The organism is Streptomyces sp. NBC_00872 (assembly GCF_045161915.1).
In the GTDB taxonomy this organism is placed as follows: domain Bacteria; phylum Actinomycetota; class Actinomycetes; order Streptomycetales; family Streptomycetaceae; genus Streptomyces.
The window spans coordinates 843,026-862,120 of the sequence record NZ_CP108806.1 but is presented as its reverse complement, the minus strand read 5'-3'; the positions used below and the strand labels follow the sequence as shown (position 1 = coordinate 862,120).

Here is a 19,095-nt window from a genome sequence, read left to right as displayed (position 1 = left end):
ACATGGGGAGGCGGCGGTATGCGGTACACCACGCTCGGACGCGGTGCGGTCCGGGTGACCGGACTGTCCTTCGGGGCGGCCGGGATCGGCAATCTCTACACCCCGGTCGACCCCGGGCGGGCCACGGCGGCGGTCGACGCGGCCTGGGACGCGGGCATCCGGTACTTCGACACGGCGCCGCACTACGGGCTCGGACTCTCGGAGCGGCGGCTCGGCGAGGCGCTGCGCGACCGGCCGCGCGACGAGTACACCCTCTCCACCAAGGTCGGCCGGCTGCTCGAACCCGTCGCCGGGGGCGCTCCCGTCGACGACGATCTGGCCCATGGCTTCGCCGTACCGGCCACCCACCGCCGGGTCTGGGACTTCAGCGCCGACGGCATCCGCCGCAGCATCGACGCCAGTCTCGGACGGCTCGGGCTCGACCGTATCGACATCGTCTATCTGCACGACCCCGACACCCACGCCGAAGAGGCCTTCCACCAGGCGTATCCGGCGCTGGAGCGGCTGCGTGCCGAAGGGGTCGTCGGTGCCATCGGCGCCGGGATGAACCAGACGGCGATGCTCACCCGCTTCCTTCGAGACACCGACACCGATGTCGTCCTGTGCGCGGGCCGTTTCACCCTGCTCGACCAGTCGGCGCTCACCGAACTGCTGCCCGAGGCCGCCGCCCGCGGCAGGAGCGTCGTCGTCGGCGGGGTCTTCAACTCGGGGCTGCTCGCCGATCCGCGCCCCGGCGCGACCTACGACTACACCGCGGCGCCGCCCGCACTGCTGGAGCGGGCCCTGCGGATGGACGCCGTGACCCGGCGCCACGGGGTCCCGCTGCGCGCCGCGGCCCTGCACTACCCCCTGCGTCATCCCGCCGTCGCCAGCGTGCTCGTCGGAACCCGGTCGGCGGCGGAGGTACAGGACGCGGCCGAACTGGCCGCCCGTACCGTCCCCGAGGACCTCTGGGCCGAGCTGCGCGCGGAGGGACTGCTGGCGGAGGGCCCGCCGGGCGAGGAGCCGCCGGCCGCGGCACGGCCGGCCGAGGACGGAGCGCTGTCATGAGGGTCGCCCTGCACACCACGGTCCGCGCGGACCGGATCGAGCGGTACGAGGCCGCGCACCGCGAGGTGCCCGCCGAACTCACCGCCGCGATCCGCGCGGCGGGCGCCACCTCCTGGACGATCTGGCGCAGCGGCACCGATCTCTTCCATCTGCTGGAGTGCGAGGACTATCCGCGCCTTCTCGCCGAGCTGGACCAGCTGCCGGTCAATGTCGCCTGGCAGGCTAGGATGGCCGAGCTGCTCGATGTCCGGCACGACTACTCCGCGGCCGGCGCCGACGCCGGACTGCCCGTCGTCTGGGAGCTCTGACACCCGGTGACCTCGATGACACCGCTGAACGCCGTCGACGCCCACCACCACCTCTGGGATCTGTCCGTACGCGACCAGGAGTGGATCACCGGTCCCGCGATGGCACCGATCCGCCGGAACTTCACCCTCGACGATCTGGCGCCGGAGGCGCGCGCCGCGGGGGTGACGGCCACCGTTCTCGTCCAGACCGTCTGCGTCCCCGAGGAGACCCCCGAGTTCCTCGCCGCGGCCCAGGGCAGCGAACTGGTCGCGGGCGTCGTCGGCTGGACCGATCTCACCGCGCCCGGGATCGCCGACACCCTTGCCGCGCTGCGCGAACTGCCCGGCGGCGACCGGCTCGTGGGGATACGCCACCAGGTGCAGGGCGAGCCGGACCCCCGGTGGCTGCTGCGTCCGGACGTACAGCGCGGGCTGGCCGCGATCGCCGACGCGGGTCTCGTGTACGACCTGGTCGTCCTCCCGCACCAGCTGCCCGCCGCGGCGGAGGCGGCGGCGCTGCTGCCACAGCTCACCTTCGTCCTCGACCATCTCGGCAAACCGCCGATCGCGGACGGTGCGCTCGATCCCTGGGCGGGGCACATCAAGACGCTGGCCGCCCGTCCCAACACCGTCTGCAAACTCTCCGGCATGGTCACCGAGGCCGACTGGGACTCCTGGACGGCCAACGGACTGCGCCCTTACGCGGACACGGTCCTCGACGCCTTCGGCCCCGGCCGGCTGATGTTCGGCTCCGACTGGCCCGTGTGCCGGCTGGCCGGGACCTACGGCGAGGTGTTCGACGCGGCGCGGGTGGTGACCGACGGACTGGGCGAGGACGAGCGCGGCGCCGTCTTCGGCGCGACCGCGCGGCGCGTCTACGGACTGTGAACCGGGCGCGTTCCCGGTCGGCCGCGCGGCCGGCGGGGCCGGCCGGGAACGCGCCGGGGGCGGGTGGTGGCGGGCGGGCGGTGGCGGGCCCGTACGGGTCAGCCGGGGCGCAGTGCCCGCCGTACCGCCGCCGGATACGGGTCCATGCCCAGCAGCGCGGTGACCGAGCCGGTGGTCAGCCGGTGCCAGGTGCCCGCCCGGCGCAGCATCGCGTGATCGCCGCCCGGCAGCAGTACGGCACAGGCCTCCGCGCCCGCCTCCCGGGCGCGGGCCGCCAGCTCGACGCTCTCGCGCGGATCCGTCACCCGGTCACGGTCGCCGTGCAGCAGCACCGCGCGGCGGCCCGCGAGCTGCTCCACCGGCTCGCCGCGCGGGCACCAGGGCGCGAGCCCCACCACCCCGCTGACCCGCTCGTGCCCCGCGACGGCCAGGGCGGCGCGCCCTCCCATCGAGTGCCCTACGAGCACCACCGGCACCGGGCCCGCGAGCTGCTCCAGCTCGTCGAGCGCCCGGCGCGCGTCACGGGCCGCGTCGGCCCGCCCGCCGTTCCACCCCTGGTAGCGGTAGCGCACCCGGCCCACGACCACGTCGTATCCCTCGGTGGCCCGCAGCACCCCCCAGGTGAAGGGCCACATCCGCACTCCAGGCGCGTTCACCCGGCCCGGTGGCCGCTCGCCCTTCGAGCGTCCGCCGTGCAGTACCAGGACGGCGGCGCGGGGCCGTGGCGAGGTCCTGTCCAGAACCAGGGCCGACTGAACGGACGCGCGGCGATCGCTCACGGACACGCGGGGGCCTCTCTTCCGACGGGCGGGGCCCACGTGGGGCGCCCCTCTTGCTGGTCGTACGGACCTGGTCGTACGGACCTGGTCCTGCGGAGCCGGACGGGCATGGCCTGCCCGCGTGTGCCGGCGACGCATGGTTCACCGGGCAGCCGTACGGGGACTGCGGCACCCTTGACGCATGCCGGAAGTACCCGAAGTCGAAGCGCTGCGCGAGTTCCTCGACGACCAGCTCGTGGGCAAGGAGATCGTCCGCGTCCTGCCCCTGACGGTCAATGTCCTCAAGACCTATGATCCGCCGCTCTCCGTCCTGGAGGGCGCCACCGTCACCGCCATCGCCCGCCACGGCAAGTATCTCGACATCGTCGCGGCCGGCGCCGACGGCGGCACGGAGCTCCATCTCGCCGTCCATCTCGCGCGGGCGGGCTGGCTCCGCTGGAAGGACTCGTTCCCGCCGGAGCCGCCCCGGCCCGGGAAGGGCCCGCTCGCGCTGCGGGTCGTCCTCGCCGGGGGAGAGGGCTTCGATCTGACCGAGGCGGGCACCACCAAACGGCTCGCGGTCCATCTCGTCCATGACCCGGCCCAGGTCCCCGGTATCGAACGGCTCGGACCCGATCCGCTCGACGGCTCCTTCGACCGGGACGCGTTCGCCCGGCTGCTCGCCGGTGAACGGCGGCAGATCAAGGGCGCGCTGAGGGACCAGCGGCTGATCGCCGGCATCGGCAACGCGTACAGCGACGAGATCCTGCATGCCGCGAAGATGTCCCCGTTCAAACCGGTCCAGAATCTCTCCGAGGACGAGATCACCCTCCTCTACGAAGCGCTGCGGTCCACCCTGCGCGAGGCCGTGGAACGCTCGCGCGGGGTGGCCGCCGGGCGGCTCAAGGCGGAGAAGAAGAGCGGGCTGCGGGTGCACGGCCGTACGGGCCAGGCCTGTCCGGTCTGCGGTGACACCATCCGGGAGGTCTCCTTCAGCGACTCCTCGCTCCAGTACTGCCCCACCTGCCAGACCGGCGGCAAACCGCTCGCCGACCGCAGACTGTCCCGGCTGCTCAAATAGCCCGGCCGCGCGAGCGGGTTCGATCGCTCACGCGGGTCCGGCAGCGCGAGTGCGTCCGGGACCTCTCACGCGGAGGGACGCGCCGTACGGTCCGGCCCTCCGCCGATCGTCACCAGCCGGCGGCCGTCCGCGCTCCGTACCTCGAAGTGGTCGATCTGATCGGGACGCAGCGCCGCCCCGCCCCGGGTGACCAGCGCCGCCCCGTCCCCGGCGCGCGCGGCCCAGGTCGTCACGGTCTCCCGTGAACCGTCCACCCCCACCGCGATCAGGGCGCAGACACCGGCCGCGCCCGGCCGTACCAGCTCCAGCCCGACATCCGTGCCCCATCCCGTCTCCGCGGCCGTGACCACGGCCGCCGTCCCCGTCGCCCGGTCCGACGCGGTCCACCGTACGGCCCGCGCGGCGCCCGGATCCGGCCCCGGGGCCAGCCGCAGGGCGGCGAGCGGACCGCCCACGACGAGCACCGCCGCCGCGGCCACCAGCGCGAGCCGCCGTCCCCGGCCGGCGCGCCGCCCCGCGGCGGTCCTGGCCAGCAGCCCGGCCAGCAGCTCCGGGCTCGCGGGGGCGAACGGCGCCACCCCGGCGGGCGTCCGCCGCGCGTACTCGTCGAGCTGCGCCTTCACACCACCGAGGTCGGCCAGCAGCAGAGCGCACCGCGGACACTCCATCAGATGGTCCTCGAAGCGGAAGGCGTCCGCGGCGTCGAGCACGCCCAGCGTGTAGGCGCCGACATCACGATGGAGGTCCAAGGTCCGCATGGTGTCTGGTACGCATCGGAGCGCGGAATCACTCAAGCCGGGGAAGCCATCGTGTGTTCGAGGACCTACACTCCGGCGTCATGCTGCGCGTACTGGCCGTGGACGACGAGGAACCGGCGCTCGAAGAGCTTCTCTATCTGCTCAGGGCCGACCGGCGGGTCCGCAGCGCCGAGGGCGCCACCAGCGCCACCGAGGCGCTGCGCCGGATCGGTGCCGCGCTCGACGCGGGGCCCGACGGCTCCGCCGCCGTCGACGTGGTCTTCCTCGACATCCATATGGCCGGGCTGACCGGGCTCGATGTCGCCAAGCTGCTGGCGGGCTTCGCCGAGCCGCCGCTGATCGTCTTCGTCACCGCGCACGAGGGCTTCGCCGTCCAGGCCTTCGATCTGAAGGCCGTCGACTATGTCCTCAAACCCGTCCGCAGGGAGCGGCTCGCCGAGGCCGTGCGCCGGGTCGCCGAACTGGTGGGGGAGCGCGGCCCCGCGCAGGTGCCCGCCGCCGATCAGATACCCGTGGAACTCGGCGGGGTGATCCGCTTCGTCGCCGTCGACGACATCGCCTACGCCGAGGCGCAGGGCGACTACGCCCGGCTGCATACCGACAGCGGCAGCCATCTCGTACGGATTCCCCTCACCACCCTGGAGGAGCGCTGGCGGACCCGCGGCTTCGTCCGGATCCACCGCCGCCATCTGGTCGCGCTGGCCCGGATCGACGAACTGCGGCTGGACGCGGGCACGATGAGCGTGCGTGTCGGGGACGCCGAGCTGGCCGTCAGCCGGCGCCACGCCCGCGCCCTGCGCGATCTCCTGATGCGACAGAGCGGGCGCTGACCAGGCCCTTCCCCCGGGATCGCCCGGCTGCGTACACTCCGGGCCCGGGTACAGGGCGGTTCCGGATACGGCAGCGGGGCGGGACCGGCGCGGGCCGGACGGGGAGGAGCGAGGATGACGGGGGAGTCCCGGCAGCCCGCGCCCCGGCGCGAGGTCGTCACCGGCGAGCCCCGGCGGGTACGGCCGCTGCCCCGCTACCGCGCCCAGGCGGAGATCGAGGAGCAGACCGCCCTCGGCGACGCCTATGTCCGCTCCCTGATGCGCAGTCAACTACGGGCCGGGCTCTCCGCGTTCGCCGTGCTCGCGCTGGTCGCCGGCACGCTGCCGCTGGCCTTCGCCGCGCTGCGGGACACGACGGCGGTCTGGGTGGTGCTCGGCTTCGCCGCCTATCCGCTGCTCACGCTGCTCGCCTGGTGGTACGTACGGCGAGCGGAGCGCAACGAGCGTGATTTCGCCCGGCTGGTGAAGGGCCGGCCCGCTCCATGAGCCAGAGTTATACGGTGACGGCCGTCACCGTCGTCGTCCTCGCCACCGTTCTCGTTGGCGGCTTCGGGCTGCGGATCTCTCGTACCACCTCCGACTTCTATGTCGCCTCCCGCAGCGTGGGACCCGGGCTCAACGCCGCCGCGATCAGCGGTGAGTATCTCTCCGCGGCCTCCTTCCTCGGTGTCGCGGGCCTGGTGCTGCTGCACGGCCCCGACATGCTCTGGTATCCGGTCGGCTACACCGCCGGCTATCTGGTGCTGCTGGTCTTCGTGGCCGCGCCGCTGCGCCGCTCCGGGGCGTACACGCTCCCCGACTTCGCCGAGGGACGGCTCGAATCACGCGCGGTACGCCGGCTGGTGAGTGTGTTCGTGGTCGGCGCGGGCTGGCTGTATCTCGTGCCCCAACTCCAGGGCGCGGGGCTGACCCTGAGGATTCTCACCGGAGCGCCCGACTGGTTCGGCGGGGTGCTCGTCGCCCTCGTCGTGGTGGTCGCGGTCGCGGCGGGCGGTATGCGCAGCATCACCTTCGTCCAGGCGTTCCAGTACTGGCTCAAGCTCACCGCGCTGCTCGTACCGGCGCTCTTCCTGCTGCTGGCCTGGCAGGGCGACGGCCGGCCGCGTGTCGATCTCGGACTGACCGGCGCCGTCGCCGGCCGCGCCGACCATCCTCTCTACGCGACCTACGGACTGATCGTGGCGACCTTCCTCGGCACCATGGGGCTGCCCCATGTCGTCGTCCGCTTCTACACCAGCCCCAACGGCCGGGCCGCCCGCCGCACCACCGTCTTCGTCCTGGCGCTGATCGGCGCGTTCTATCTGCTGCCGCCCGTCTACGGCGCGCTGGGCAGGCTGTACGTGGCCGAACTGCCCCACGGCGCGAACGCCGACGCCGCCGTACTGCTGCTCCCGGAGCGCGCGATCGGCGGTCTCGGCGGGGCGCTGCTGGGCGCGCTGGTCGCGGGCGGGGCCTTCGCCGCGTTCCTGTCCACCGCCTCCGGGCTGACCATGGCCGTCGCGGGGGTCCTCACCCAGGATGTCCTTCCGTCGCGTGGCGTACGGCACTTCAGACTGGCCACCCCGCTCGCCATGGCCGTACCGCTCGGCGGCTCCCTGCTGGTCAGCGGGATGCCCGTGGCCGACTCCGTCGGGATGGCCTTCGCGGTCTCCGCGTCCTCGTTCTGTCCGCTGCTGGTGCTGGGCATCTGGTGGCGGCGGCTCACCCCGCCGGGCGCGATCGCCGGGCTGCTGCTCGGCGGAGGGCTGGCGTTCGCCGCCACGGTGATCACGGTGAGCGGCACGGTACGGTCCGGCTGGCCGCACGCGCTGCTCGCCTGGCCCGCCGTCTGGTCGGTGCCGGTCGGCTTCCTCGCGATGATCCTGGTGTCCCTGGCCACGCGCGGCCGGATACCGCCCGGCACCAACGCCGCCATGACACGGTTCCATCTGCCGGAGGCCCTGATGCCGGGCGCGCGCGGCGGTCCTGGCGGTGCGGGCGGTCCGACCGGTACCAGTGGTCCGACCGGTAGCAGTGGTGCCGACAGCGCCGGTGGTACGAGCGGTACGGGAGGTGTCCGATGAGCGGCGCGGCCCTCGCCGTACTGATCGTCCTCGGCCCGCTGCTGCTCGCGGGCGGCTTCGTCCTCGGCCGGCGCACCGCGCGCCCCGAGCGGACCAGCGATGTGGGCACCCCCGTGGAACACGCCACCTTCGAGACCCTGCACACCGCCTCGCTCGCCGCCCCGCCGCTCAGGGCCGGGCTCACCGAGGAGAGCGCGCGCAAGGCCGCCCGCAGACTCCGCTCCCTGCTCGGCACCGACGCGCTCTGTCTGACCGACCGGGAGCGGGTCCTCGCCTGGGACGGTCTGGGCGAGCACCACGGCAGACATGTGATGGACCATGTGCGGACGCTGCTGGACAGCGGCCGTGACACCGCCTTCGCCAGCGGCTGCGGCGATCTCGACTGTCCGCTGCGCTGGGCGGTGGCGGCCCCGCTCACCGTCGACCACCGGGTGCTCGGCACCCTGGTCGCCTACGCGCCACGCGAGTCGGCGGTGCTGGCCAGGGCGGCGGGAGAGGTCGCGCGCTGGGTCTCCGTCCAGCTCGAACTGGCCGAGCTGGACCGCTCCCGCACCCGGCTGATCGAGGCCGAGATCAAGGCGCTGCGGGCCCAGATCTCGCCGCACTTCATCTTCAACTCCCTGGCCGCCATCGCCTCGTTCGTCCGCACCGACCCGGAGCGGGCCCGTGAACTCCTGCTGGAGTTCGCCGACTTCACCCGCTACTCGTTCCGCAGGCACGGTGACTTCACCACCCTCGCCGACGAGCTGCACTCGATCGACCAGTATCTGGCGCTGGTACGGGCCCGCTTCGGCGAACGGCTCTCGGTCACCCTCCAGGTCGCCCCCGAGGTCCTGCCCGTCGCGATGCCGTTCCTCTGCCTTCAGCCGCTCGTCGAGAACGCGGTCAAGCACGGACTCGAAGGAGCCGTCACCCGGAGCCGTATCACCATCAGCGCGCTCGACGCCGGAGCGGAGGCCGAGGTGGTGATCGAGGACGACGGTGTCGGTATGGAGCCGGACCGGCTGCGCCGGATCCTGCGCGGTGAGGGCGGCGCGTCCACCGGGATCGGACTGCTCAATGTGGACGAACGGCTCCGCCAGGTCTACGGGGACGAGTACGGGCTGGTCATCGAGACGGGAGTGGACGCCGGTACGAAGATCACCGTACGGATACCCAAATACCGGGCGGGCGTACACGGCACCTGAGGCCCCGCGTCCTCAGTCCCCGCGCCCTCACCCCCCGGCACCTCCGTACCTCGGTACCCGGGCGGACACGGTGGGGTCGGCGCGCCCGGTGTGTCCCGGTGTGTCCCGGCATGGATCCGTCCCGGTCAGAACAGCTGCGTCGCCAGATGGCCCAGCGGCAGCCCGAGCTGCCACGCCGGCGTCCACACCTGGGGACCCTCCTCCTCTCCGCCCGCTCCGAACCCCCGCTCCGCCGAGGCCGTCCCGTGCCCTCCGGGCATGAAGGGATCCCCGCCGGCCGGATCCCCGCACGCCGGACCCACGGCGTCGAGATCGGCAGCCAGCAGCTCCGTCTCCTCCAGCCACCGCCAGGCCGCGCCCGCCAGCTCCAGATCCGGATCACGGGTCCGGGAGCCGGCTTCGAAGGCGGCCGCCTCCAGCCGGTCGAGCCGCCCGCAGACCCAGTCGCGCCAGCTCGTGCCGTACGCGGTGAGCGAGCGCCATTCGTCCATCCGGGCCACGAGCCCTTGGAACCGTCGGCTGCTCACCGGGCCGTCGGAGAGGAAAATGGTCAGGGCCAGCGCGTCCCGGCCGGCCCGGTACTCCAGTGTCGTCGGCGGCATCAGATCACCGGTGCGCAGCAGCTCGTCGGCGATGTACTCGGCGTACATCCAAGCCATCGGCACCAGCAGACCGCCTCCGCCTACCCCTTCGGTACTTTCCGGACGCATCGCTTTTCCGCCTTCCTTCCTTCCCCCGAAGCCTGCTTCAGGGAGCATTGAACCGGCGGAGGGCGCCTCGCGTGGCCAGAAGGGCAGGATCCGACGGCGGACGGGAGCGGATTGTGACGGGTGTGGCCGGCGGTACCGCGGACGGCGGTGGAACGGCGGACTCCGACGGCGGAACGACTGATTCCGGCCCATCGTCGGACCGGTACCCGGACTCCGGTGCCGAGCCGTGCGCCGGGCCGCGTGTCGAGCCGGACATCGAGCCGGACATCGAGCCGGACATCGAGCCGCGCGTCGAGCCGCGCCCCGGTCCGGGTCCCGGTCCGGCCGGCCCGCATGTGCGCCTACTGCTCGGCGCCTACGCGCTCGGGGCGCTCGCACCCGAGGAGGACCGGCGGGTCATGGACCATCTCGCCGGCTGCGACCTGTGCGGCGCCGCCTATCAGGAGGTGGCCGGCATGCCGTCGCTGCTCGCGCTCTGCGACGAGGACGACCTGCTGTAGCCGGGCAGGGAGCGGCTCAGCGCCCGTAGCGCGTAGTACGAGCGGGACTTGACCGTGCCTTCCGGAATCCCCAGCGTCCGCGCGGTCTCACCGACGCTCAGCCCCCGGAAGTAGATCTGCACCAGGACCGCGCGGTGCTCGTGGCTCAGCGTCTTCACCGCCTCCCGTACGTCGAGCACCGCGACCGCGCTCTCCGTGCGGTCCTCCGGATCGGGCGTGGCGGCGAGTATCCCGTCGCTGACCTCGCTGGGCCGGGCCATCCGGGACCTGCGCGCGTCGATCGCCAGCCTGCGGCCGACCGTGAACAGCCAGGGCCGCATGGAGTCGAAGGGCGCCTCGAACGCCTCGGGGTGCTGCCAGGCCCGTACCAGCGTCTCCTGGGCCAGATCCTCGGCGCGCTGCCGGTCGCCGTAGGTCAGCCCCAGCAGAAAGTTCATCAGGGCCGGGCCGTGCGCGCGCTGGAGCTCCTTCAGCGCCCGCTCGTCGGTCGTCTCCGTGGCCGTGGCGGTGGTCATCGTGAACGCCCTTTCCCGTCGGGTTCGCTGTCCTGCGGTGGTGCTGCCGCCTGCCGTATACGAGCGCATGGCGGCGCCGAGGGACAGACGGAGCGCAGAGGTCTGCGACGAGCGGTCGCTCACTGCGACGAGTGGTGCGATGAACGGTCCGGTGGGGGCGTTCGGTCCCTTTCTCCGGTCTTGTCGGCTCGGTTACTTGACATCCATTTATAGGACTATATGGATTCATTGCGTCGATATCCCCGAAAGACGGAGTACGGCTCATGACCAAGCGCATGCGACAAGGAGCGATGGCCGCCGCCGCGGTGCTTCTGGGAACCGCGGCGGCCTGCGCGGGACCCGGGCGGCCCGCCACCCACGACCGTCCGCCGCACCACGGCCCGGCCGGCACAGCGGCGGACGGTGCCGCACGGAAGGGCGGATTCACCCTGGTCGCCACGGGTGACGTCCTTCCGCACGACTCCGTCATCGCCCAGGGAGAGGCCGACGCGGAGGGCGACGGCTACGACTTCGCGCCGATGTTCGCCGCCGTCAAGCCCGTTGTCTCCGGCGCGGATCTGGCGATCTGTCATATGGAGACCGTGTACGGCGAGGAGGGCGGCCCGTACAGCGGCTACCCCGCCTTCGTCTCACCGCCGGAGATCGCCCAGGGGCTGAAGGACACCGGTTACGACTCCTGCTCCACCGCGTCGAACCACAGCCTGGACGACGGAGCCGACGGGGTACGGCGCACCCTCGACGCCCTCGACAAGGCGGGCGTCGGACACGCGGGCTCGGCCCGCTCGGCCGCGGAGGCCATGCGCCCCGCCCTGATGAAGGCGGGCGGCGCCAAGGTCGCCCAGCTCGCGTACACCTTCGGCACCAACGACGCCCCGTTCCCCGAGGACCAGCCGTGGGCGGTCGGTCTTCTCGACGAGGACCAGATCATCGCCGACGCGCGCGCCGCGCGGAGCGCCGGGGCCGATGTCGTCGTGGTCAGCGTGCACTGGGGCACCGAGTGGCAGACGGAGCCCGACGCGGAACAGCTCGAACTGGGTAAGAAACTCACCGCGTCCCGCAGTGGGAACCGGCCCGACATCGATCTGATCCTGGGCACCCACGCGCATGTGCCGCAGCCGTACCAGAAGGTCAACGGCACCTGGATCATCTACGGGATGGGCGACCAGGTCGCCGGCACGATGACCAACGACGACGGCGAACTCGACGGGCGGGGCAACCATGGCTCGATCGGCCGCTTCACCTTCGCGCCGCCCGCCGCGAAGGGGGAGCGCTGGCAGGTGAAGAAGGCCGAGTTCATCCCGCAGATGATGGATCTGGACACCCTGCGGGTGGTCCATCTGCCGGAGGCCGTACAGCGGGATCCGGGACGGGACGACTACCGCGAGATCCAGTCGGACATCAGCGAGGCGGTCCTCAGCCGGGGCGCCGCGGCGGACGGGCTCACGATGGGCCGCTGAGGGCCGCGCGGGAGGCCGGGGAGCCCGGCGGGTGCCCGTGTCCGCCGGAGAGCGCGAGCGGACGGCGGACGGCGGTCACGGGCCTCGCGGGCGCGGCGGTCACGGCCCCTCGGCGGCAGGACCCGCCGGGACCGGCGGATCCGCGTGGTCCCGCGGATCCGTCGTGGGCGGCCGGTTACGGGACGACCGTCACCGGCCAGCGGCCCGCCTTGACCAGCCGTACCGCCACCGAGCCGACGATCCGGTGCCCCGCCGACTCGGAGGCACCGACCACCACGGCGTCGGCCTTCAACTCGTCGGCCGCGGTGACCAGTCCGTTGTACGGGTCTCCGTGGAAGGTGTGGAACTCCCAGCGGACGTCCCAGACGTCCTTGACCCGCTCGATCCCGTCGCGGATCTCCTGGACCAGCCCCTCGGCGATCTCCCCGGTCGTCTCCGAGACCGGGGCGCCGAGGGCCGCGCCCGCCGCGAGCACCGGCTGTACATAGACGACGGCGAGGAGCGCGTTCTGCCGCCGGGCGAGACCGCCGGCGTACGCGGCGGCGCGGAACGAGGACTGCGATCCGTCCACACCGACGACGATCACCTTCGGGCCGTCGGTACCGCGTTCGAATCTGGTTGGCTGCTGCGTCACGCCACGCAGGCTATCCGTTCCCGGTGGACTGTCCATGAACGGTGTCCCCATAACCGCTGTCCGCGACGGCGGGGGACGGCCGGGGACGGCCGGACGGTCGCCCGGGAAGCGCGGAGAGCCGCCCGTCCGGCAGCGTGGAACGAGTCGACGGGCCGCTGGTCACGGGGGTGGCCGGGTGATCGCGATTGTCACCCGGTCGGCCATCCGTGAGACACTTCCGGTCCCGTCGGCGCGCGGGGCCCGGGGCCGGGCGGTGCTCATCCCATCGGGTGCTTTCCCCCGGCTTAGGGGTGTTGCTGAGCGGCCGGAAGCATCCGCCGTGCGAGCCATTGGTCATGAAAAAGGATCAGATGATTCCGGGGCGCCGTGCCGTCCTGCGGGTCGCCGCCTGCCTCGGCGCCGCTCTCGCCGCCCGGATGATCACCGCGGGACAGGCTCAGACGCCCGGTCCCTCCGTGGTCCCGGCCCCGCCCGCGGGCTCCAAGGACGCGGTGGAGGCGGCGGGAGCGAAGGCCAGTGCCCCCCTCAAACCCTCCGCGTACCGGCTCCAGCCCATGATCGAGAGCGCTCCGCTCGGCTACCGCAGAGCCGCGCCCCCGGTGCGCAAGAAACCCCTGCTGGCCCTGCCCGAGCTGGGCCGCAGCATGGTGCTCACCTTCGACGACGGGCCCGACCCCCGCTTCACACCGGGCATCCTGCGTACGCTCAGAACCTACGACGTGCGCGCGATGTTCTTCGTCTGCGGCGAGATGGTCGAGGAGTACCCCGATCTGCTGCGGGAGATCGCCGACGACGGGCATCTCGTGTGCAACCACACCTGGAGCCATCCGCTGGTGCCGAGCCTCGCCCCGTCCGCCATCCGCAAGCAGCTGGGACGGACCAGCGAGCTGATCGAGGAGGTCATCGGCATCCCGCCGCTCTGGTACCGGGCGCCCTACGGTGCCTGGAACAAGCATTCCTTCGAGATCGGCGCCGAACTGGGCATGGAGCCGCTCGCGTGGACCGTCGACACCCTCGACTGGAACGTACCGGGTACCAAGACGATCGTCAGCAGGGTGCTGGACGGCGCGGGTCCGGGGGTCGTGGTCCTCTCGCACGACGCGGGCGGCAACCGCTCGCAGAGCGTGGCGGCGCTCCGTCTCTATCTGCCCGAACTGCTCAAGGACGGCTACCGCATCGCGGTGCCGCACCGATGAGACGGGCGGTTCGATGAGACGACCGCACCGATGAGATGTCCGTACAGAAGGGCCGGCCGGCCCGAGTGAGCCGGCCGGCCCCAGTCATTCCTCACGCCCGACGCGGATCAGCGCGTCTCGACCAGCCGGGCGAAGACCACGACATTGCCGGCGTAGCCGCCGGCCTTTGAATAGCCGCCGCCACAGGTGATGACCCGCAGCTCCGCATGGCCGGTGTCCCCGTAGACCCGGGCTCCCGGGAAGTCGTCCTTGGAGAAGACCTCGACACCGTAGATCTCGAACACGGCCGTCCGGCTGTCGAACCGGGTCACCTCGATGCGCTGGCCCTTCTCCAGCGAACCCAGTGCGAAGAAGACGGCGGGTCCGGCCTGGTTGTCGACATGCCCCACCACCACCGTGGTGCCCCGCTGGCCCGGCGCGACGCCGTTCTGGTACCAGCCGGCCAGATTGGGATCCCGTGGCGGCGGTGCCGCGATCCAGCCGTCCGAGTCGAGGCCCACGTCCACGACCGGGGTGTCGACCTTGATGGCCGGGATCCGCACCCGTGACATCGGGGCGTACGGCAGCGGCTTCACGATCGGGACCGAGTGCGCGGCCGCGGCAGCCGGGTCCGGCCGGCCCAGTCCCGCCGCCGCCGCGGGCTGCGGCGGCCCCAGCGGTACGTCCACCCCGTTCCGTATCAGGGCGATGCCGGTGAGCATGACGAGAGCCAGAACCCCCCAGGGCGAGCGCATCCTCGACTCCGGAGCGTAATGGTCCTTGGCCATAGTTCTCCCTTCGTGGACGTCTGCTGGCACGGTAGGCGCGGTCCGCCGAGCCCGCGATCGGAGACGGGCGAACGGGTGGCGGTGCCGTCCGCGCTGACCCATCCGAGTAATCGGCATATAAAAACTTCTGACGGGCCGTGACCTGCGCCTCCGTGCGGGCGGACGGCCTTCGTCCGGCGTGTCGGCTCACCGGGGTGGACCAGTGCCGAAGTGCGGCGATGGGGTCGCGCGGTGATGGTTCGTCATGGAAGGCGTACTCGTCGAATCTCCCGGAGCACCGCTTTGGGGCGTCTTCCGCTGGAGGTTCAACGATGCGTGCTTCACGCGCTCTCGCGGTGTCCGCGGCCGCCTGCGCGGCCGTGGCGCTCTCCGCCCCACTCGCCGCCGCGACCGACGGTCCGAGGAATGTCACCGTCAACCCGTTCTCGGTCCATCAGGGCGGCAGGATCGAGATCACCGTCCAGGGTTGCGGCCACGGGGGGACTGTCACGTCCAACGCCTTCCGGCGGGTGGAGCTGTCGGTCAATCCGTCGGGGCACTCCAGGGCCACCGCGCGGATCCACGACGACGCCACACCGGGCCGTTACAACCTCGCCGTCAAGTGCAGCGACAACAACCGGGTCGAGACCCACCAGTTCGAGGTGCTCCAGGGGCGGGGCGCGCTGGGCGGGCTCGGCGGGTCCATCGGCCCCAGTTCCACGGAGATGGCGGTCGGCGGCGGGCTGGTCGCCTCGGCGGCCGTCGGCGGTTCCCTGTTCATCGCGCGGCGCCGTCGGCTGACCGGTGCGGGAGTCTGACCGTCCGGACCGCCCTGCCGTCCCGGGGGCCGGAGAGCCCCGAACGCCCGTCGCCCCGAGTCCAGGCGGAGGACTCGGGGCGACGGGCGTTCCCGGGAGGGGAGCCGGGGTGGTGGGAGTTCCGTGGGACGGGCGGGGAGACGCGACGGGTGGGTCAGTGCCCACGGTTCAGCGCTCGTCGGCGGATGGCGTAGACACTGCCGGTGGCGCCCGCCACCACGAGTGCCGTACCGGTGACGATCTCGGCGACGTTCAGACCTCCGATGCTGCCGCCGAGGCCGCCCCTGACACCTCCGGGCGAGCTGGAGCTGGCCGGAGCCGCCGTCGTCCGGGTCGCGGTGCCATTGCCGTTGCCACTGGCCGTGCCGACCGGGTTGGGCACGGGGGTCCGGGTGGAGCTGGAGATGGCCAGGGTGGTCTTCGCGGACACCCCGTTGCAGGTGAAGGTCACGATGTACCTGGCACCGGCCTTGGCGTCCCAGTCGACGGTGGCCGCGGCGGTGCTGCCGGACGGGATGGTGACGGTGTCGAAGACCCCCGAGGAGGCGGTGGCGGGAGAGCTGCACTTGGTGACGGCCAGGGTCACCTTTCCCCCGGGGTTGATCGTGGAAGGGGTGACCGTGAATCCGAACGGCGTGACACTTCCGTCGACCGCGGCCACGGCGGTGGGAGCGGTCAGGGCGAGTGCGGCCACTCCCAGCAGAGCGGCGGACGCGGCACGTATCGCGCGCATGGTGAATCCTCCGGGTCCCCGAGGAGCAGCAGCGGAACCTGTTTCCGCAAATGTCAGGGAATGCACCTCGATGCGAGAAACGGTAGGAGCCCGTTATCACACCCGCGATCGCTGGCGGGCGAATGGGGCACGGGTGTCCCCCGGACGGCGGACACCCGTGTCGCGTTCGATGCCGTGCGGCGGCCTCAGGAGCCGATCTGCGGGAACAGATCGAGGAAGGGAGCCGCGGTCGCGGCGATCCCCCGGCCGTACGGGGCGTCGAAGTCCCAGATGAGGAAGAGCAGGAAGGCGATCAGCGCGCTGAAGAGCCCCGCCAGCAGCAGTTCACGGAAGGTGCGGCGGATCTGGAGGACGAAGATCAGCCCCACCGTGACCACGGCGCCGGTGATGAGACCGAACCAGACGACTCCGGGCATCGTGGCCCCCGCGTTCTGTCCACGGGCCCCTCTGGCGTCGTCCGCGGTGGCCACCTCGTCGACCAGGGGCTGGTAGGCCTGGCCCTCCAGCTCGGTGCGCGGCGCGTACTGGGTGACATCACGCCGTATCCGGTCGAAGAGCCGGGTGCCCTCCGCGCTGAGGGCCTCGTGCTCGGACATGTGCGGCCACTCGGTGTGCACGACGTACGAGGAGTACGCCTCGATGTCGCCCCGGATCCGGTCCCTGACCTCGGCCGGGTAGACCTGGACCCGCTGCTGGATCTCGTGCAGCGACTGCGCCTCCTGCCGTACGGACTCCTGGGCCGCGCTGCGGCCCTCCCAGACACCGGCGATCGCGAGGCCCAGGACGATCGCGTAGATCACGCCGATCATCATCGTCATGTACTCCATGACGTCGGGTGTTCCGCTGGGATCGTCGTCGACGGGGATACGGCGGTTGTTGATGACCACGATGGTCAGGACGACCGCGCAGGCGGCGGCCATCGCGATGCTCAGAACGAGCCATTCCGACATGGATCCTCCGTGGATCAGCGAGAGCGCGGACGCAGGATGGCGACGGCGAGTACGGCCGGAGCCGTGATCAGGAGCATCAACGAGACCATCGAGGGGCCGCCGTCGGGCTGCTCACGGGTCGCCTTGCGATAGGCGGGCAGGGCGATCGGCGGCGCCGGGGATTTCGAGGGGCTCGCGGACGGGACCGGCGACGGCCGCGCCGGGCTCGGGACCGGGGCGGGCGGTGGCTCCGGCGGGGGCGCGGGCGGCGGTGGGGCCGGCGGCGGAGGGGCCGGGCGCGGCGGCCGGGGAGCCGGCCGGACCACTGGCGGCGGTGGCGGCGGCTTCGGCGCGACGGTCGGAGGCGGTGGCGGCGGAGGTGGCGGGGGTGGTGGGGGCGGAGGCGGAGGAGGTGGCGGAGGAGTGGGTGGCGGTGGTGGCGGCGGCGGTGTCGGCGGTGGGGGAGGAGTCGGCGGGCAGTCACCGCTGCCCGACACGGACACCACCGTGCCCGGTCCGCCGGGACCGAGCGAGGCGTACGCGCAGCTATGAGCCGCGGCCGGTACGGGGACGGCCGACAGCGATATGAGCGCGGCGGCCGCGAGCAGCCGTCCGACAAGTGATCCATACACGGCAGGAGCCTGTTCCCCATTTCGGCGTGGCACGCAGGAAGTTGCTCGGATTCCCCCGGATAGGGGCTTTTTGACCGCTGGAGGTTTGGCTGCCGGAAGGCCGTCGCGAAACCCTCCGAAGTTTTTTCGGGCCGCGTTGAACACGGCGGTGGTCCCGGCCCGTACTTAGGGCCATGAAAGGCGCACCCAGGCGCAGCAACTGGCTTACGAACAACAGGAGTTGACATGAACACCTGGCGGAACGCCTCGCTCGCGGTGACCGCGGCGGCCGTACTGGCCCTGACGACGGCGTGCGGTCAGGACCAGGGCACCGAGACCGGACTGTCCGTCGGCGCGGCCAAGCCGGCCGACGCCGGTTACGGCGCGGACAGCGGCTACGGCACCGACACCGGCGCCGCGGCGGCGGCCAAGCCGGCCGGTCAACTCGCCGTGTGGGACAGCAAGGAACTCGGCGAGGTCGTCACCGACAGCGAGGGGTTCACGCTCTACCGCTTCGACAAGGACACGGCCAACCCGCCCAAGTCGAACTGCGAGGGCGACTGTGCGACCGCCTGGCCCGTGGTGGCCGCCGGCGACGCCAAGGCCGCGCCGGGCACCGACCCCTCCCTGCTGGGCGAGGTCACCCGGGCCGACGGCACCAAGCAGCTCACCATCGCCGGCTGGCCGATGTACCGGTACGCCGAGGACACCAGCCCCGGCGACGCCAACGGCCAGGGAGTGGGCGGCACCTGGTTCGCCTCCGCGCCCGACGGCAAGAAGGCCGCTCCCGCGGGCGCCGCGGGCTCGGATGTGACCGCCGGTGACCTTCCGGGCCTGTCCGTGCGCAAGGACCCCAAGCTCGGCGACATTGTGGTGGATTCAAAGGGAATGACGGTGTACCGGTTCAAGAAGGACACCGCGTGGCCGATGTCGTCGGCCTGCACCGGCGACTGCCTGGAGAAGTGGCCGGTTGTCGCCCCCGTCGACAAGAATGACACCGAAGGCATCATCGAGAAGGGGTTCGTGACCTTCGACAGGCCCGACGGAATCAAGCAGCAGAGCATCGACTGCTGGCCGATCTACACCTTCAGCGGAGACACAAAGCCGGGCGACACCAATGGTCAGGGCGTCGGCGGCACCTGGTTCGCGGTTTCGCCGAATGCCAAGCTGGTCGGAGCGCCCAAGTAGGGTCCTCCGGCCCGCCGGTCCGCCGTCACGCCCCTCCGTGTGACGGCGGACCGGTCGCACATGCCGTCGGTGTGTGACCAAGAACGGATCGCTAATTTCCGTTTGGGCTCGCCCTCTTGGCGGTCGATCAGTAGCCTCGGCTCGAACAACCGGCCA

At 72.1% G+C, this 19,095-nt stretch carries 21 protein-coding genes; 13 read left to right on the top strand and 8 right to left on the bottom strand.

All coding sequences use genetic code 11. The features are described 5' to 3' along the window. The first annotated feature begins 18 nt into the window (after positions 1-18). From OG214_RS03725 to OG214_RS03715, 3 genes are read left to right on the top strand one after another with little or no spacing between them, the layout of a single operon-like run. Positions 19-1,050: an aldo/keto reductase gene (locus OG214_RS03725; RefSeq protein WP_405983753.1), complete on the top strand. Its 1,032-nt coding sequence runs from the start codon at positions 19-21 to the stop codon at positions 1,048-1,050. Next, positions 1,047-1,358 carry an L-rhamnose mutarotase gene (locus OG214_RS03720; RefSeq protein ID WP_365905317.1) on the top strand — a complete coding sequence of 104 codons (312 nt, stop codon included), beginning with the start codon at positions 1,047-1,049 and terminating at the stop codon, positions 1,356-1,358. The genes OG214_RS03725 and OG214_RS03720 overlap by 4 nt, the downstream gene beginning before the upstream one ends. Before the next feature lie 15 nt (positions 1,359-1,373). Then, complete coding sequence (locus OG214_RS03715) at positions 1,374-2,225, top strand: amidohydrolase family protein (RefSeq protein WP_363086445.1); 852 nt, start codon at positions 1,374-1,376, stop codon at positions 2,223-2,225. A 98-nt stretch (positions 2,226-2,323) separates the two neighbouring features. On the opposite strand, the gene OG214_RS03710 is transcribed toward OG214_RS03715, so the two are convergent. After that, complete coding sequence (locus tag OG214_RS03710) at positions 2,324-3,010, bottom strand: alpha/beta fold hydrolase (protein WP_365906749.1); 687 nt, start codon at positions 3,008-3,010, stop codon at positions 2,324-2,326. Between the two features lie 175 nt (positions 3,011-3,185). Here OG214_RS03710 and OG214_RS03705 point away from each other — a divergent pair, with 175 nt between their 5' ends. Further along, positions 3,186-4,064: a DNA-formamidopyrimidine glycosylase family protein gene (locus OG214_RS03705; protein ID WP_363086343.1), complete on the top strand. Its 879-nt coding sequence runs from the start codon at positions 3,186-3,188 to the stop codon at positions 4,062-4,064. A gap of 65 nt (positions 4,065-4,129) precedes the next feature. Here OG214_RS03705 and OG214_RS03700 read toward each other — a convergent pair whose 3' ends face one another. Then, positions 4,130-4,822: a zf-HC2 domain-containing protein gene (locus tag OG214_RS03700; protein ID WP_405983752.1), complete on the bottom strand. Its 693-nt coding sequence runs from the start codon at positions 4,820-4,822 to the stop codon at positions 4,130-4,132. An 80-nt stretch (positions 4,823-4,902) separates the two neighbouring features. Here OG214_RS03700 and OG214_RS03695 point away from each other — a divergent pair, with 80 nt between their 5' ends. The 4 genes from OG214_RS03695 (at position 4,903) to OG214_RS03680 (ending at position 8,902) form a co-directional block, all read left to right on the top strand. Then, entirely contained in the window at positions 4,903-5,652 is a 750-nt protein-coding gene (locus OG214_RS03695) for a LytTR family DNA-binding domain-containing protein (protein ID WP_363084965.1), read from the top strand. 114 nt (positions 5,653-5,766) lie between these two features. Next, positions 5,767-6,138 carry a hypothetical protein gene (locus OG214_RS03690; protein ID WP_363084964.1) on the top strand — a complete coding sequence of 124 codons (372 nt, stop codon included), beginning with the start codon at positions 5,767-5,769 and terminating at the stop codon, positions 6,136-6,138. Further along, positions 6,135-7,715, top strand: a complete 1,581-nt coding sequence (locus OG214_RS03685) for a cation acetate symporter (protein ID WP_405983751.1) — start codon at positions 6,135-6,137, stop codon at positions 7,713-7,715. The genes OG214_RS03690 and OG214_RS03685 overlap by 4 nt, the downstream gene beginning before the upstream one ends. Next, positions 7,712-8,902 (top strand): histidine kinase, encoded by a 1,191-nt coding sequence (locus OG214_RS03680; RefSeq protein ID WP_363084962.1) that lies wholly within the window; start codon positions 7,712-7,714, stop codon positions 8,900-8,902. Before OG214_RS03685 ends, OG214_RS03680 begins: the two co-directional genes overlap by 4 nt. A gap of 125 nt (positions 8,903-9,027) precedes the next feature. Here OG214_RS03680 and OG214_RS03675 read toward each other — a convergent pair whose 3' ends face one another. Continuing rightward, complete coding sequence (locus tag OG214_RS03675) at positions 9,028-9,612, bottom strand: hypothetical protein (RefSeq protein ID WP_383032736.1); 585 nt, start codon at positions 9,610-9,612, stop codon at positions 9,028-9,030. A gap of 71 nt (positions 9,613-9,683) precedes the next feature. Between OG214_RS03675 and OG214_RS03670 the strand changes: the two genes are divergently transcribed. Continuing rightward, positions 9,684-10,112, top strand: coding sequence for a zf-HC2 domain-containing protein (locus tag OG214_RS03670; protein ID WP_405983750.1), 429 nt, complete (start codon positions 9,684-9,686; stop codon positions 10,110-10,112). On the opposite strand, the gene OG214_RS03665 is transcribed toward OG214_RS03670, so the two are convergent. Beyond that, positions 10,052-10,627 (bottom strand): sigma-70 family RNA polymerase sigma factor, encoded by a 576-nt coding sequence (locus OG214_RS03665; protein ID WP_363084960.1) that lies wholly within the window; start codon positions 10,625-10,627, stop codon positions 10,052-10,054. The two genes, OG214_RS03670 and OG214_RS03665, sit on opposite strands and share 61 nt — an antisense overlap. A 263-nt stretch (positions 10,628-10,890) precedes the next feature. Here OG214_RS03665 and OG214_RS03660 point away from each other — a divergent pair, with 263 nt between their 5' ends. After that, positions 10,891-12,084 carry a CapA family protein gene (locus OG214_RS03660; protein ID WP_405983749.1) on the top strand — a complete coding sequence of 398 codons (1,194 nt, stop codon included), beginning with the start codon at positions 10,891-10,893 and terminating at the stop codon, positions 12,082-12,084. A gap of 175 nt (positions 12,085-12,259) precedes the next feature. On the opposite strand, the gene OG214_RS03655 is transcribed toward OG214_RS03660, so the two are convergent. After that, a complete protein-coding gene (locus OG214_RS03655; protein ID WP_405983748.1) occupies positions 12,260-12,754 on the bottom strand; it encodes a universal stress protein in 495 nt (164 codons plus the stop codon). Between the two features lie 299 nt (positions 12,755-13,053). Here OG214_RS03655 and OG214_RS03650 point away from each other — a divergent pair, with 299 nt between their 5' ends. After that, the gene (locus OG214_RS03650) at positions 13,054-13,914 is read left to right on the top strand and encodes a polysaccharide deacetylase family protein (RefSeq protein ID WP_382857664.1); all 861 of its coding nucleotides are present in this window, start codon (positions 13,054-13,056) and stop codon (positions 13,912-13,914) included. 107 nt (positions 13,915-14,021) lie between these two features. Here OG214_RS03650 and OG214_RS03645 read toward each other — a convergent pair whose 3' ends face one another. Beyond that, positions 14,022-14,681, bottom strand: a complete 660-nt coding sequence (locus OG214_RS03645; RefSeq protein WP_382857661.1) for a class F sortase — start codon at positions 14,679-14,681, stop codon at positions 14,022-14,024. Positions 14,682-14,992: 311 nt separating this feature from the next. On the opposite strand from OG214_RS03645, the gene OG214_RS03640 reads away from it, so the two are divergent. Continuing rightward, entirely contained in the window at positions 14,993-15,478 is a 486-nt protein-coding gene (locus OG214_RS03640) for a hypothetical protein (protein WP_363086469.1), read from the top strand. Positions 15,479-15,632: 154 nt separating this feature from the next. Here the strand turns inward: OG214_RS03640 and OG214_RS03635 are convergent, their stop codons facing one another. Both OG214_RS03635 and OG214_RS03630 read right to left on the bottom strand, forming a co-directional pair. Then, positions 15,633-16,211, bottom strand: coding sequence for a hypothetical protein (locus OG214_RS03635; RefSeq protein ID WP_405983747.1), 579 nt, complete (start codon positions 16,209-16,211; stop codon positions 15,633-15,635). Positions 16,212-16,396: 185 nt separating this feature from the next. Beyond that, entirely contained in the window at positions 16,397-17,161 is a 765-nt protein-coding gene (locus OG214_RS03630; protein WP_363085996.1) for a hypothetical protein, read from the bottom strand. An 836-nt stretch (positions 17,162-17,997) separates the two neighbouring features. Here OG214_RS03630 and OG214_RS03625 point away from each other — a divergent pair. Further along, the gene (locus OG214_RS03625; RefSeq protein WP_363085995.1) at positions 17,998-18,939 is read left to right on the top strand and encodes an SCO0930 family lipoprotein; all 942 of its coding nucleotides are present in this window, start codon (positions 17,998-18,000) and stop codon (positions 18,937-18,939) included. Positions 18,940-19,095: the final 156 nt, after the last annotated feature.